The sequence below is a fragment of the Methylocaldum marinum genome (assembly GCF_003584645.1).
GTDB classification, from domain to species: Bacteria; Pseudomonadota; Gammaproteobacteria; order Methylococcales; family Methylococcaceae; genus Methylocaldum; species Methylocaldum marinum.
In genome coordinates, this window is the sequence record NZ_AP017928.1 from 2,482,131 (window position 1) to 2,496,594 (window position 14,464).

14 protein-coding genes are annotated in these 14,464 nt (G+C 58.2%); 8 read left to right on the forward strand and 6 right to left on the reverse strand.

Annotated features, from left to right (window positions below; genetic code table 11):
• Nucleotides 1-704 precede the first annotated feature (704 nt).
• On the forward strand, nucleotides 705-1,358 hold the full coding sequence (locus sS8_RS10745) for a hypothetical protein (protein ID WP_145986495.1): 654 nt from the start codon (nucleotides 705-707) through the stop codon (nucleotides 1,356-1,358).
• A 121-nt stretch (nucleotides 1,359-1,479) separates the two neighbouring features.
• Here the strand turns inward: sS8_RS10745 and sS8_RS10750 are convergent, their stop codons facing one another.
• The 3 genes from sS8_RS10750 to cysM are packed head-to-tail and all read right to left on the reverse strand — an operon-like array spanning nucleotide 1,480 to nucleotide 4,223.
• Nucleotides 1,480-1,989 (reverse strand): L,D-transpeptidase, encoded by a 510-nt coding sequence (locus tag sS8_RS10750; protein WP_119629645.1) that lies wholly within the window; start codon nucleotides 1,987-1,989, stop codon nucleotides 1,480-1,482.
• Between the two features lie 6 nt (nucleotides 1,990-1,995).
• Nucleotides 1,996-3,330 (reverse strand): 23S rRNA (uracil(1939)-C(5))-methyltransferase RlmD, encoded by a 1,335-nt coding sequence (rlmD, locus tag sS8_RS10755; RefSeq protein WP_119629646.1) that lies wholly within the window; start codon nucleotides 3,328-3,330, stop codon nucleotides 1,996-1,998.
• Nucleotides 3,331-3,332: 2 nt separating this feature from the next.
• A complete protein-coding gene (cysM, locus tag sS8_RS10760; protein ID WP_179952410.1) occupies nucleotides 3,333-4,223 on the reverse strand; it encodes a cysteine synthase CysM in 891 nt (296 codons plus the stop codon).
• A 92-nt stretch (nucleotides 4,224-4,315) separates the two neighbouring features.
• Between cysM and trhP the strand changes: the two genes are divergently transcribed.
• From trhP to sS8_RS10790, 7 genes are all read left to right on the forward strand, one after another.
• Complete coding sequence (trhP, locus tag sS8_RS10765) at nucleotides 4,316-5,662, forward strand: prephenate-dependent tRNA uridine(34) hydroxylase TrhP (RefSeq protein WP_119629647.1); 1,347 nt, start codon at nucleotides 4,316-4,318, stop codon at nucleotides 5,660-5,662.
• 146 nt (nucleotides 5,663-5,808) lie between these two features.
• Nucleotides 5,809-6,294 carry a ribonuclease E activity regulator RraA gene (gene rraA, locus sS8_RS10770; RefSeq protein ID WP_119629648.1) on the forward strand — a complete coding sequence of 162 codons (486 nt, stop codon included), beginning with the start codon at nucleotides 5,809-5,811 and terminating at the stop codon, nucleotides 6,292-6,294.
• A gap of 2 nt (nucleotides 6,295-6,296) precedes the next feature.
• Nucleotides 6,297-6,863 (forward strand): cob(I)yrinic acid a,c-diamide adenosyltransferase, encoded by a 567-nt coding sequence (locus sS8_RS10775; protein WP_119629649.1) that lies wholly within the window; start codon nucleotides 6,297-6,299, stop codon nucleotides 6,861-6,863.
• A 124-nt stretch (nucleotides 6,864-6,987) separates the two neighbouring features.
• Nucleotides 6,988-7,314: a Uma2 family endonuclease gene (locus tag sS8_RS29540; protein ID WP_197716735.1), complete on the forward strand. Its 327-nt coding sequence runs from the start codon at nucleotides 6,988-6,990 to the stop codon at nucleotides 7,312-7,314.
• On the forward strand, nucleotides 7,212-7,547 hold the full coding sequence (locus sS8_RS29135; RefSeq protein WP_269461507.1) for a Uma2 family endonuclease: 336 nt from the start codon (nucleotides 7,212-7,214) through the stop codon (nucleotides 7,545-7,547). Before sS8_RS29540 ends, sS8_RS29135 begins: the two co-directional genes overlap by 103 nt.
• Before the next feature lie 231 nt (nucleotides 7,548-7,778).
• The gene (gene ispH, locus sS8_RS10785; protein ID WP_119629650.1) at nucleotides 7,779-8,717 is read left to right on the forward strand and encodes a 4-hydroxy-3-methylbut-2-enyl diphosphate reductase; all 939 of its coding nucleotides are present in this window, start codon (nucleotides 7,779-7,781) and stop codon (nucleotides 8,715-8,717) included.
• Nucleotides 8,718-9,048: 331 nt separating this feature from the next.
• Entirely contained in the window at nucleotides 9,049-10,950 is a 1,902-nt protein-coding gene (locus sS8_RS10790) for a GGDEF domain-containing response regulator (RefSeq protein WP_119629651.1), read from the forward strand.
• Between the two features lie 257 nt (nucleotides 10,951-11,207).
• Here the strand turns inward: sS8_RS10790 and sS8_RS10795 are convergent, their stop codons facing one another.
• From sS8_RS10795 to sS8_RS10805, 3 genes are read right to left on the reverse strand one after another with little or no spacing between them, the layout of a single operon-like run.
• Nucleotides 11,208-12,479 carry a sensor histidine kinase gene (locus sS8_RS10795; protein WP_119629652.1) on the reverse strand — a complete coding sequence of 424 codons (1,272 nt, stop codon included), beginning with the start codon at nucleotides 12,477-12,479 and terminating at the stop codon, nucleotides 11,208-11,210.
• A gap of 7 nt (nucleotides 12,480-12,486) precedes the next feature.
• The gene (locus tag sS8_RS10800; protein ID WP_119629653.1) at nucleotides 12,487-12,915 is read right to left on the reverse strand and encodes a response regulator; all 429 of its coding nucleotides are present in this window, start codon (nucleotides 12,913-12,915) and stop codon (nucleotides 12,487-12,489) included.
• Complete coding sequence (locus sS8_RS10805; protein WP_119629654.1) at nucleotides 12,912-14,426, reverse strand: sensor histidine kinase; 1,515 nt, start codon at nucleotides 14,424-14,426, stop codon at nucleotides 12,912-12,914. Before sS8_RS10805 ends, sS8_RS10800 begins: the two co-directional genes overlap by 4 nt.
• Nucleotides 14,427-14,464: the final 38 nt, after the last annotated feature.

Genomic DNA, 14,464 nt, shown 5'->3' on the forward strand with positions numbered 1-14,464 from the left:
TCGGACGGTTTGTCGAGGGCTGCGCACATCGAAGAACCGCTTGAGCCGTATGAAGCCAAGCCTGCCCCATCCGTCCGCCACATTCAATAGACCCCAATAGAAACCAGGCGCGCCCCGTCGCCAACTCTGTGTCAGGAAATTTTACATTGCCCGCACCGGATGCCGGTGGCTGCTTGATTATCGATGCAGCTTGCCAGCTCAATAGCTTATGGCTGAATCGCTCGGGCTTCGGCCGAGTTCGAGGATCTGGAACCCGATTACGCGGCAAAACCCGGACAGCGGACGTTGCAAAAACTTTACAGAAACCGATCCCACATCATTCCCCAACCATTCCCTAAAACAAATATCTAGATTATCGGCATGCATCTTGCGTAAACCAACGTTTGAGCTAGGCTTTGACCGGATGAAGGGATGCGCGATGGGGATAAGGATCGATCCGAACATGGTGGGAAATCATGCATTAACGACGTAAATCACTGGAGAGTATCTATATGGATCGAGTTTCTTCATCGCTTGTTGAACGAGCGACTTTCACCCTGTTAGCCGTGCCGCTACTCGCGATCCCTCTATTGGCCCAGGCTCAGGATAAGCCAATGGCTTCGGACGATTTGGCCGCAGGCGTCAACACGCAATCCGGGGTCGGGGCAGCCGACGCGGAATCGAAAGCTTCCACATTCGCGATGCCCGCCGTACAACCGGCTACCATGGGCTTCGTCGACATCTGCACGTTCGAACCCGTTGGGCCTGAAGCGCTTGTCATGACAGGCGATGATGCTGTTCTCGAAGTCACCGATCTGCTACCCGCAGACAGCAGATTCACGTTCTTCGGGGTTCATTACGGACCGGGACAGCCCGGGGGTGGAATTTTTGTAAACGCGAATGGATCAATCACTTTCGGCAATGGAGACACTAACTGGTCTGAATCGCTGGAGGAGTTTGCGACGACCGTGCCGAAACTGGCAGCCTTTTGGGATGATCTGAACCCGGGTTCAGCCGACAGTACCGTCACGGTGGAGTTCAAGCATCTCCCGGACCGACTGGTTGCCACCTGGAATCAAGTCCCGGAATGGCCTGACGGCGGGTCCAACACCTTCCAGATAACCTTACTTTTCGCACAAGGCGTCTACCAGTTTCTCTACGCCGGGATGACCGCAACCGACGGCCTGGTGGGTATCTCTTCCGGACGTCTCGTCGAATCCGATCTCAGCGCCCAACCCGGGTTTCTGGCAAAGCCGCTCGGCTATCTTGCCGAACTGTACGGCGGTGCTCCGGACGACCCGTTCGATCTCGACGGCCGCTGTATTCTCGGCGCGCCCACGCCGGCAGCGAACTCCTGGCCAACGATTTTCGTAAGATAGCATCAGCCGAGTTCATCCGGGACCGGCCTCGGGCGGTTCCCGGCTGCGCTCACAAGACCGCGGGCGGATGGAAACTCGAGTCTCCATTGCAATTCCCCCGATCGCCCCACCCACGCCGATCCTACGCCTCGATCAGTACCCGGTTACCTATCTGCACCAGATCGAACATTTCCAAAATATCGTTGCTTCTCATGCGGATACAGCCGTGCGAAGCCGGCACGCCGGTGACGCCGGCGTCGGGGCTGCCGTGTACGTAAATGTAACGCCAAGCGGTATCCACCTGGCCGTAACGGTTGAAACCGCGCTCCAGTCCGCCCAGCCACAGGATGCGCGTCAAAATCCAGTCCCTTTCGGGAAACCGAGCGGCAAGTTCGGCATCGTAAATTTCCCCCGTGGGCCGACGGCCGACGAATACGGTATTGGCAGGCAAGCCCGTTCCGATCTTGGCCCGAATGGCATGCCAGCCGCGCGGCGTGCAACCGCTGCCCATGCGTTCGCCGGGACCATTCTTGGCCGTAGAAACTAGCCAGCTACGAACCACCTCGCCGTTCTCGATGAGATCAAGCGCCTGGCGAGGTATGCTAACCCTGAGGTAATACGGCGATTCAGACGGCGGCTGACCGAGACTCAAGACACCCTACCCTTTCTCGAACAATGCTATGGACTCGACATGCGCCGTCTGCGGAAACATGTCCATGACGCCCGCGCGGACCAAACGATAGCCGTGCCGGTGAACCAGGATGCCGGCGTCCCTGGCCAAGGTGGAGGGATTGCAGGAGACGTAGACGATGCGGCTCGCTCCCCAGCGCGGCACATAGGACAAAACCTCTTCGGCACCGGCGCGGGACGGATCGAGCAGAATCCTGTCATATCGGCGCTTTGCCCACTCCGGTTCATCCGAGGATTGGCAGAGATCGGCAACATGAAACTCGAGGTTATCGAGACCGTTGACCTCCGCATTCTCGCGGGCGCGCTCGACCGACTCGGAACTGCCTTCGACGCCGATCACCCGGCTCGCGCGCTTGCCGATCGGCAAGGTGAAATTGCCGATTCCGCAAAAAAGGTCGAGCACCGCGTCGCCGGGAGCAGGGTCGAGCACTTCCATCACCCTATCCACCATCTTGCGATTGATGTCGATGTTGATTTGCGTGAAGTCGGTGGGCTTGAACCGGAATTCGATGCCTTGATTCAGGAGCGAATAGCTGAGCATCGGCGGATTCTCGGGATAAAGCGGGACGATCGAATCAGGGCCGTGCCGCTGCAGGTAAATGTCGAATTCGAACCGTATGCCGAACGCCTTCAGCCGATCCAGATCGTCCGGCGAGGCATCCTCGAGGATACGGAACACCAGCGCAGCACGCTCGTCGCCAACGGCGACCTCGATCTGCGGCAGCCGGTCCTTGATGCCTAGCGAACCGATCAGTTCGGACATATCCTGCAACCGCTCGTCCACTTTCGGATGCAACACCGCGCAGGACGCCAGATCGGCGATAAAAGGGCTGGAACGCTCACGAAATCCGACCAGCACCCGCCCCTTCTTCAGCACATACTTAACGCCGAGACGGGCTTTGCGGCGGTAACCCCAGTGCGGACCGGTCAAAGGCGGCCACAAAGGCACGTCTTCAATCTTTCCGATGTGCCGGAACTGATCCGCCAAAAGCTTTTCCTTTTCTTCGATTTGCGCCGCGTCGGCAAGATGCTGGAAGCTACAACCGCCGCAGACGCCGAAACTCGGGCAGCGAGGTTGAACCCGCCCCGGGGCCGGCGTTACGACCTCCTCGACCTTGCCTTCGGCATAATCGCGGCGAATCGCCGTATAGACGAAGCTCACGTCTTCACCCGGCAGCGCGCCGTCGATGAATACCGCCTTGCCTTCGATGTGCGCCACGCCTCGCCCGTCATGGGCAAACGATTCGATATGTGCGGGAAACGCCTCCTTTGGAAGCGGTTTCTTGCGCGCTCGTGCCGCCATACTCAATCCGGAAACACGCCGGTGGACAAGTAGCGATCGCCACGGTCGCAGATGATGACGACGATTACGGCGTTCTCGACTTCCTCGGACAGGCGCAACGCCGCCGACACCGCGCCGCCGGACGAAATGCCGGCAAAAATGCCTTCGCGCGCCGCAAGCAGGCGGGTGGTTTCTTCGGCCTCCTCCTGCGTCACGTCCATGATGCAGTCAATCCGGCTGAAATCGCAGATTTTCGGCAGATATTCCTTGGGCCAGCGGCGTATGCCCGGAATCTTGGCCTGATCCTTGGGCTGCACCCCGATGATCTGGATGGCCCCATTCTTCTCTTTGAGAAAAGCCGACGTGCCCATGATGGTGCCGGTGGTTCCCATGGAACTGACGAAGTGTGTTACCGTGCCCTCGGTATCGCGCCAAATCTCGGGACCGGTGCCTTCGTAATGGGCGCGAGGGTTATCCGGATTGGCGAACTGATCGAGAATTCGACCTTCTCCCTTTCGTTCCAGTTCCCGCGCCAGATCGATGGCCGCTTCCATGCTGCCTTCCGCAGGCGTCAGAAGAATTTCGGCACCGAACGCTTTCATTACGGCCCGCCGTTCCACGCTCATGTTTTCCGGCATGATCAGGGTCATCCGATAACCCTTGATGGCTGCCGCCATCGCCAGAGCGATGCCGGTGTTGCCGCTGGTCGCTTCGATCAGCCGATCGCCCGGCCTGATTTCGCCGCGTTCCTCCGCGCGCCTGATCATACTGACCGCCGGCCGGTCCTTCACCGATCCCGCGGGATTGTCGCCTTCCAGCTTCGCCAGAACAACATTGCTCGTTTCTCCCGGAAGACGCTGCAATCTGACCAGTGGCGTATTTCCGACAAAGGATTCAATGGTGGGAAAAATCATGGCCGTTCTCAAGGGGTTGATATTCCTGAGCGATGCGCTCAACTATGGGATAATATGGAAAGTCCGAATTCTACCATTTCATGTTTTGTGCCATGCAAAAAGTCGAATTGCTGTCCCCGGCAGGCACCCTCAAGAACATGCGTTATGCCTTTGCTTACGGTGCCGACGCCGTGTACGCCGGCCTCCCTCGCTACAGCCTGCGCGTGCGGAATAACGATTTCCTGGAAAAGAATCTCGCTGCCGGCATCGCCGAAGCCCATCAACACGGCAAATCGTTTTACCTCGCGACCAACGTGCTACCCCACAATGCCAAGGTCAAGACCTTCATCAAGGATTTGACGCCGATCGTTACGATGCGGCCGGACGCTCTCATCATGGCCGATCCGGGCTTGATCATGCTGGCTCGCGAGGCCTGGCCGAACCTGCCTATCCACCTTTCGGTGCAGGCCAACACGCTGAACTATGCGGCAGTACGTTTTTGGCAATCGGTCGGGATCAAGCGGATCATTCTGTCGCGCGAACTTTCCCTGGATGAAATCGGAGCAATCCGGCAGCAGTGTCCCGACATGGAACTGGAAGTCTTCGTGCACGGCGCGCTATGCATCGCCTACTCGGGCCGCTGTCTGCTCTCCGGCTATTTCAATCACCGCGACCCGAATCAGGGCACCTGCACCAATGCCTGCCGCTGGAAGTACGATCTGGCGCCCGCCGAGGAGAACGCCGAGGGCGATTACGTGCCGGGACAACTTACCCTGTCGCTGGCCGAGCTCAATCAAAATCTCTCCGCCTGCGGGGATCAACCCCGCCACCCTTTGGCCGATCAGGTCTATTTCCTCGAGGAAGAAACACGGCCGGGCGAGCTCATGCCGGTTTTGGAAGACGAGCATGGCACTTATATCCTGAACTCCAAGGACCTGCGCGCCGTGGAACATGTCCAGCGCCTGGTCGAACTGGGCGTCGACAGCCTCAAGATCGAGGGCCGCACCAAATCTTATTATTACGTGGCCCGAACCGCCCAAGTCTATAGGCAAGCGATCGACGACGCCCTGGCCGGACGGAAATTCGATCCTGCCCTGCTCGGCGTGCTGGAGAACCTGGCCCAGCGAGGATACACCGACGGCTTTTACGTGCGCCATCATTCAAAGGATTATCAAAACTACATGCGCGGCCACTCGGAAAGCCATCAACAGCAGTTCGTGGGGGAAATCGAGGATTTCGACGAAGCCTCCGGATTGGCGGCCGTCCTGGTAAAAAACAAGTTTGCCGTGGGCGACCGGCTGGAGCTGATTTTACCGCGCGGCAACCGCGATATCGTGTTGCAGCACATGGAAGACGAACACGGCAAGCCCATGCTGGAAGCGCCCGGCGGCGGCTATAACGTGCGCATTCCGGTTCCGGTCGGCGATTGCCGCAACGGATTGATTGCCCGGTATCTGTAAGCTTCCGAATCCGGCAACTCGTTAAGGAAGCTCTGAATAAGCCCTCTCTGGGAGAGAGGGCTTATTCAGAGCTTCTTTAAATCCGCCCCCCGTAAAGCGGGGTCGGGTATCATAACGCCTCCTAAATCAAAGTGCGGAGACTGCCCATGATGTTCACGACCCCCGATCTTTGCGATCGATACTCCGGCACTCATCATTTGCAGATCGCCGAACCGATATTCCGCCGTTTCGGCGGCAATAGCGCGTTCAGCGGCTGCGTCACGACGCTCAAGATTTTCGAGGATAATGTCCTGCTTCGGACGGTTCTCGAAGAAAAGGTGGAGGACCGGGTTCTCGTGGTCGACGGCGGCGGTTCCCACCGTTGCGCGCTGCTCGGGGGCAATCTGGCCAAGCTCGCTTGCGACAATGGCTGGCAAGGGATCATCGTCTATGGCTGTATCCGCGATTCGCTGGAAGTCAACCGGCTGCCGATCGGCATCCGGGCGCTGCACACCCATCCCTTGCAAAGCCACAAGAAGAGCGGCGGCGACCGCGACACACTGGTCACTTTCGCGGGCATCAATTTCAGGACCGGCTACTACGTTTATGCGGACGAAGACGGTATCGTCGTGGCCGAGGATCGCTTAGTCTGACCATGGGACACAGACTTTCCAGAATCTATACAAGGACCGGCGACCGCGGAACCACGGGACTGGGCAACGGCACCCGGGTAGAAAAGGACTCACTTAGAGTCGAAGCGTACGGCCTGCTGGACGAACTCAATAGCCATATCGGGCTGGTATTGGCATATGCGCCGGTATCGCAGGTGGGCGATTGCCTCACCGAAATCCAGCAAGTCCTGTTCGACCTCGGCGGAGACCTCTGCGTGCCAGGACGCAGTTCTGTGGACCAAGGCCATGTCGACTGGCTGGAACAATGGCTGGATCATTTCAACGATCAACTGCCCTGGTTGCAGAATTTCGTACTACCCGGCGGAAATCCGCCCGCGGCGCACTGTCATGTCGCCCGTACCGTGTGCCGCCGGGCCGAGCGGGTTTTGGTCTCGCTCGGAAAAACGGAGCCCGTGGCCCCGTTCGCCCTTGCCTATGTCAACCGCCTTTCCGACTTGCTGTTCGTAATCGCGCGGCTTCTGGCAAGGCAGAATGGCGGGGCGGAGATCCTGTGGCAACCTCAACGCCCGCCGCCACCGTTGCCGCGGTGATATCTTTGTCCGCAGTATACCTACGAATCGTCCCGGATTTTGCTTCGGCTCATCCGAGCTATGCTTGTTACAGCGGCAGGAAAGTGCAGAATTCGCGGTTATCGTTCACGACAGAGGATACTTCATGAATGTTAATGCCCATGAATTCCCGCGGCGCCATCGCGTCACGGTCGACGAATACCACCGCATGGGAAACGCCGGAATTTTCTCGGAAGACGATCGATTGGAACTCATCGAGGGAGAGATCATCGATATGGCGCCGATCGAAACTCGACACGCGGAATCCGTCAGCCGATTGGCCAGGCTTTTTATCAAGGGAAGCACCGCGGTCGTAAGAGTGCGGGCCCGATCCGTCTCCAGGGCCAATCCGAACCGCAGCCGGATCTCGCCGTCGTATCGAACCGGAGTTACCTCGACGCCCACCCGGGTCCGGAAGATGTTCATCTGCTGATCGAAGTGGCGGACACTTCGCTCACCTACGACCGCACTGTCAAAGTACCGCTTAATGCGCGCCACGGCATCCCCGAAGTGTGGTTGATCGATCTCCCGGGAGAAACCGTCGAGGTCTACCGAGAACCGTCGCCGGACGGCTACCGCCACCTGCGCCGATACGGGCCGGGCCAGCGAATCCAGTCTTTGCGCGTACCGGAAGTCGAGCTCGATCCGGTAGAACTTTTCAGATGACCGGATGTTGAGCGGATAGCCTGTATGACGCGCAGCGGAATTCAGAGACTCCAAGCCTCGAATCGCCCCGGATTTCACGTCCCTTATCCGCGCCAAGCCTGCTGCCCCCCTCTGGGGCGAATCCACCCGGCAAAATTCGTGGACTTCTTGCGGCACGTCTGCCACATTGATTCGGCCGGCCTAAAATGTCAGAATCTCCCACCCTCATAGTCAGAAATTACCCACGCGCCCATGGAAATCATTCTCGCCAATCCCCGCGGCTTTTGCGCCGGCGTCGACCGCGCCATCGAAATCGTCGAACGTGCCATCGAGGTTTTCGGAGCCCCGATTTACGTAAGGCACGAAGTTGTCCATAATCGCTATGTGGTAGACGGGCTGCGCGACCGGGGAGCAGTGTTCGTGGAAGAACTTTCGGAAGTACCGGAAAAATCCACCGTGATTTTCAGCGCGCACGGCGTGTCCAAGGCCATCCAGGAGGAAGCGCAGCAGCGCGGGCTCCAGGTATTCGACGCCACCTGTCCGCTGGTCACCAAGGTTCACATCGAAGTTCATCAGCACGCGAACGAAGGCCGGGAACTCATTTTCATCGGCCATGCGGGCCATCCCGAGGTGGAAGGAACCATGGGACAGTACGTCAATTCGGAGGGCGGCATCTATTTCGTGGAATCGCCGGAAGACGTGGACACGCTGCAGGTCAAGAACCCGGAAAATCTGGCTTATGTCACACAGACGACCCTATCCATCGACGACACCGAAGCCGTCGTCGATGCCTTGAGAAAGCGATTCCCGAACATCATCGGCCCGAAGAAGGACGACATCTGCTACGCCACGCAGAATCGCCAGGATGCAGTCAAAAAACTCGCCTCCGAGTGCGAAACCATTCTGGTGGTCGGATCCCCGAATAGCTCCAATTCCAACAGATTAAGAGAAATCGCCGAGAAGCTCGGGCGTTCGGCGTACCTGATCGATAATGCCGAGCAGCTTCAGCGCTCCTGGATAGAAGGCGCTCGCAAAATCGGCGTGACCGCCGGCGCATCGGCTCCGGAAATTCTCGTGACCAAAGTCATCGCCAAGCTCAAGGAGTGGGGCGGGCGGACGGTTATGGAAAACCGGGGCATCGAAGAAAAGGTGGTATTTTCACTGCCGAAAGATCTGCGGCGCACAGCCTGAAGCCACCGTCCGCCGGGCGTATCCTTTCGAAGGATCGACGAAGAAATTCCCCCTCGCGCCTTCCGATCCGGAGCGGAAGGCGCGCTTTCCCGCCTGGCTCCCGCCGGTCGCGAACGCTACTCGGATAGGGCTCGCCACCGACCGAGTCCCAAATTATTAACTGCAATTCAACACCGGGACGCTAAACTTACCTTTGGAGCGTCTCCATTTTAGTGTAGAGTCGCCGAGTTCACGGATTCCGCCCGCGTCCGTCGAGACCACAGGAAGTCCGAATCAAAAAAATTCTTGTCGGAGTCTTCAGGCAACGCGGAATCGGAATTAATCGACAAGCATGTTTAGACCCCAGGAAAATCGCTTCGAAGAACTGAAGACTACAGGGAAACTGCCTTCCCCATTCGGTGTTGCACTCGAAATCATGCGCCTTACCCAAAGAAAAGATGCGAGCGCGCAGGAAATCGCTCAGCTCGTGCAAATAGATCCGGCTTTGACCGGCAGAATCATCCAATTCGCCAACTCCGCGCATATCGGTGCGCGCCGCCCGGTTGTAGCCGTACTCGATGCGATCAGCCTTCTGGGCACGAATACCGTGCGTCAATTCGCGCTCAGCCTTTCGGTGATACAGGGGAATCTGAGAGGCGCTTGCGGATCGTTCGATTATCGCGCTTTCTGGGCCGATTCTTTGGCGCGCGCCCTGTCGATCCAAGCCATAGCGACACGCGACCGCATCTTCGCTCCGGAGGAGGCGTTTACCTGCGCCCTTTTGTCCGAAATCGGACAACTGGCTCTGGCAAGCGTATACCCGGACGAGTATGCGCAATGCCTGTCCGAATGCAACGCCGAGGACGACGATGCTCTGATCGCATGCGAACAGGCACGGTTTTCCATAGACCATCGCCGGATCACGCTCGGGTTATTGCAGGAGTGGGGCTTTCCGTCCGTCATGCTGGAAGCGCTGGCGCTTAAATATTCGGACGCAACACCGCTGGCATCGGAAAGCACCCGGGCCGAACGTTTCGCCGCGCAATTACGGCTCGCGACTTTGCTCGGCCGATGCTGCGATGCCGATACGGACGTCCGAAGCGCGCTGCTTCCGCAAATCGTCGCCATGGCACAGACGCTCGGGCTGGACGAGCCCGATCTGGAGGAGCTTTGGGACCAGGTCGCCCAACAATGGCGTATATCCAGCCGCTTTCTGAGTATTCCGGTCGGCGACCTGCCCCTGATAAAGCCGGCCGAGGCGGACCAGGCCGCGGTCGATCCGAAACCCGCCGGCGTCAAAATCATCTTGCTGAATACCGGCTTCAAAAAGGTCAGCGAGCTTGAAAACTTGTTGACTGCCGATGGCCATCAGGTGCTCATGGCGGACGATACCGATAAGGCCATACAACTCGCCGTTACCGAAAAGCCGCAGCTTATCCTCGCCGTCTCCGACAAATGCCCGATCAGCGGAATTCAGTTCTGCAAAGCGCTTAGAGCCTCCGAACTCGGACGCCAGATCTATCTGATCGTTATGACGTCCGCGCCGGACGACGAGCTCCTGGTAAAAGCTTTCGACGCCGGAGCCGATGATTTTATCGTTACGCCGGTTCACGACAGGGTACTGATCGCTCGGGTACGCGGCGGACAGCGCATCATCCAATTGCAGGAGGAAATGGCCCGCGAGCGTCACGAGATCAGCCGATATGCGCGCGAACTGGCGATCGCCAAGCGGAAGATGGAAGTCATGGCCATGACCGACTCATTGACCAAGGTTCCCAATCGCCGCTACGCATTCGCCAGACTGGACGAGGAATGGTCCGTATGGAGGCGCACGGGAAGACCGCTGACCATAATGCTTCTCGACCTGGACCACTTCAAGAAGATCAACGATTTTTTCGGGCACCAGGCGGGCGACCAGGTCCTGATCCACACGGCGAAGGTCATTCGCTCCATGTTGCGATCCACCGATGTCGTTTGTCGACTGGGCGGGGAAGAATTTATCGTAATCGCGCCCAATACCGATACGGCGGTTGCGAAAACCTTGAGCGAAAGGCTGCGAAGCGACGTCGAAAAACATCAGATCGAGACACTGAAGCTGCCATCACCGGTCACGATAAGCATCGGCGTCGCGGTTTCGACGAACCAGACGGTCAACGAGAACGACCTGCTTCACCGCGCGGATCAGGCGCTCTACCGGGCCAAGCACGCCGGGCGCAACACCGTGAGGTTCTATTCGCCGCAGGCAGCCGCCTAGAGCGTTTTCATCTCGCTCATACAGCAAAAGAGGTTTGGCGGAAATCGTTGGCGCCCCATCGGCCAGGGTAGATCGACTCAAGCCTTCGTAGGTCGGCAATCCTTTGCCGACGTGTTGCACGCGCGTTCCGCGAAACTTTCCGGGATTTACTTACAGCCCGAGCCGGTAGGCCGCTCAATCTGAAGCCGTCGAAGAACCTGTCCCGAGCTTGCCGAAGGGTTTCCGGGGAACTCCGGGAACGGGACCCGGCCCCTGGATCAGCGATTGGTACCGGGCATCCTCGTCCAGCAAATCCGGCTGGAATACTGGAGAAACGCTTTGAAAGACTTGCGATTCAGCGGTTTGGAAACAGGTTCGAGGCTCGGGTCGCTCCCATTGGCGGATTCGTCGGGACCTTCGGCCAGCTCCGGCGGCGGCATCTCTCCGGATGAATTCCCATCCAATAGCGGCAATCTCACTACGAATTCGCTGCCCGTGCCGGTGCCCGCACTATAAGCTTCCACGACTCCGTCATGCATCTCTACCAATCGCTTGACCAAGCTCAGACCGATCCCCAGGCCGCCTTGGGCCCGATCGAGCGAGCGCGGCTCCTGGGTGAATAAATCGAAGATATGTGGAAGACTGGAAGGCGAAATCCCCATGCCGTTGTCCTGGACGCGTATCACGGCTTCTTTACCCTCCACATCGACCAACAGCCGGATGACGCCGCCCACGTCCGTATATTTCGCTGCGTTATCCAGAAGATTGGAAAATACCTGTGTCAAACGAGCAAAATCGGCTTTCACCCAAAGTCGCGTGGACGGCAATTGCAGGCACAATTCGTGTTCGCAGGCATCGATGAGCGGACGGCTGGCTTCGACGGCATGAAAAATGGTCGTCGTGAGTTCCAGGGATTGGCGCTTGAGCGTTACCTTGCCGCAGGTTAGTCGCGAAATGTCCAGCAGATCGTCGACCAATCGCGTAAGCTGGCTCAGCTGGCGGTCGATGATACCCCTCACCCACTCCACGTGAAACGGCGTCAGGTTCGGTTGTTTCAAAACTTCGACCGCATTACGGATGGGAGCAAGCGGATTGCGCAGTTCGTGAGAAAGCATGGCCAGGAACTCATCCTTGCGCCGGTCGGCTTCTTTCAGTTCCTCCTCGATCCGCTTGCGCTCTATGGCATAGCGGATGGACCGAATCAGCAGATTGCCCTGAAACTGCCCCTTGATGACATAGTCCTGAGCGCCTTCCTGGATCAGCCGAAATCCGACGGCCTCGTTGTCCAGGCCGGTGAAGACGACGATCGGAACGGAACTCGCCAGGTCGCGGATTCGCAACAGTGTTTCGATGCCTTCGGCATCGGGTAAATTGAGATCCAGAAGAATCACATCGAACCGCTGCCCACTCAGCATCTCTTTCGCTTCGCTGAGCCGAGTCGCCCGCTCCAGCTCGAAACACACCACGCCGACCTGGCTCAAGGCATCTTCGACCAGGAAAGCATCGCTCGGGCTGTCCTCCACCAGGAGGACATGGTAGTGCTGCTGCATAGGTAAACTACCGCGTGGGAAGACTTACCACCGTAAACCAGAAATTCTCGATGGCCTGAACCACTCGGACAAAACTGTCGAAATGGACCGGTTTGGTGATGTAACAATTAGCATGCAATCCGTAGGCCCGAAGAATATCCTCCTCTGCTCGGGAAACCGTCATCACGACCACCGGGATCATTCTTAACCCCTCGTCGTTCTTGATTTCGGCGAGAACTTCGCGGCCGTCCTTCTTCGGCAGATTGAGATCGAGAAGAATGAGGTCCGGACGCGGCGCGTCGCTATATTTCCCGGCTCGGCGGAGAAACGAGATCGCTTCGACGCCGTCTTCCACGATGAAAAGCTCGGTGAGCAGCTTTGCAGTTTCGAGCGCTTCTTGAGTGAGAAGCACATCGGTGGGACTGTCTTCGACCAGCAGGATGTTGACGGGCTTCATCGGATTGCTCTTATATCGGTTGGAACGGTAAAGAAGAAGGTGGTGCCCCGGCCCGGCTCGGATTTCACCCAGATGCGCCCACCGTGCCGCTCCACGACTCGCTTGCAGATGGCAAGCCCGATGCCGGTGCCCGCATATTCGTTCCGTCCATGCAGTCGCTGAAATATCCTGAAAATACGTTCGAAATAATCAGGCGCGATGCCGATCCCGTTGTCGCTGACGGAGAAAACCCACTCCCTGTCGCGCCTCTCTGCACCCACGTGAATCAGCGGTTTTCGATCGCCGCGAAATTTGACGGCGTTACAGATCAAATTCTGAAACAACTGGGTGAGTTGACCACGATCCGCGAAAATAGTGGGGATCGGGTCATGGCTGATCTCGGCCCCGCTTTCTCTGATGGGAACTTCAAGATTGGCCAGAACCGTGTTCAAGACCGCCTGGCAATCGGTCGGCTCGAAGTGATGTTCCCGGGATCCGATACGCGAATACGCCAAAAGATCGCTGATAAGCGTTTGCATGCGCGCGGCGCCGTCCACCGCATGGGAAATTACCTCGTCCGCTCGTGCATCGAGCTGGCCCTGATACCGTCGCCGAATGATTTCCACGCAACCCGCCACCGCCCGCAACGGCTCCTGCAGATCATGGGAAGCAACATAAGCGAATTCCTGAAGTTCCGCATTGGAGCGCGCCAACTCCCGGGTTTGCGCTGCGAGTTGCTCCTCCGCCAGCTTACGTTCGGTCACATCGAGCATGATGCCGATCATGCGAACGGGACGGCCGTCCTGACCGTACAGAATCTGGCCCTGGTCGTAAACCCACCGAACGCTGCCGTCGGTGTGCACGATACGGTATTCCAGATTGAACGCATCCTGCTCCCCTTGGGCCATGAAGCGCTTGATCACCGAATCCACGGTGTCCTTCACGGTCTCCCGGTCGTCGGGATGCACTCTGGCGAGCCAATTCCGGGCCGATGGTTCGCATTCCCCGGCCTTGAGTCCCAGCAGGCGATATGAGCCCTCCGACCACGTCACTTTATCCTCAAGCATATCCCAATCCCAGGTTCCCGCATTTGCGGCGCTCAAAGCCAGATTCAGACGCGCTTCGCTCCGCCGGAGGATGGCTTCGGCCCGTTTACGCTCGCTGATGTCGGCGACGGCGGCCAATACATAGCTGCTATCTTCGACCCGCATCGGGCTGAGGGCGATTTCGACGGGAACTTCCTCGCCGTTCTTGCGCCGCCCGCAGAGATCCCGTCCCATGCCCATGGGCTTTTGCTCGGGATGCTCGGAAAAGCTTTGGCGGAATGCCACGTGCCTGCTTCTGAACCGTTCGGGAATGAGAATCTCGATCGACCGTCCGAGCAGTTCGTCCCTCGAATAGCCGAACAATCTCTCCAAATACGCGTTGACGAGAACGATCCGGCCGTCATGGTCGACCAGCACCTGCGCATACGGCGTATGCTCCGTAATCCCGCGGAAGATGGACTCGGTTCTGTTGCCTGCTTCGTCCATGAGAAGAAATGTGAAGCAAAAAGTGGAAAGGCCGCGGC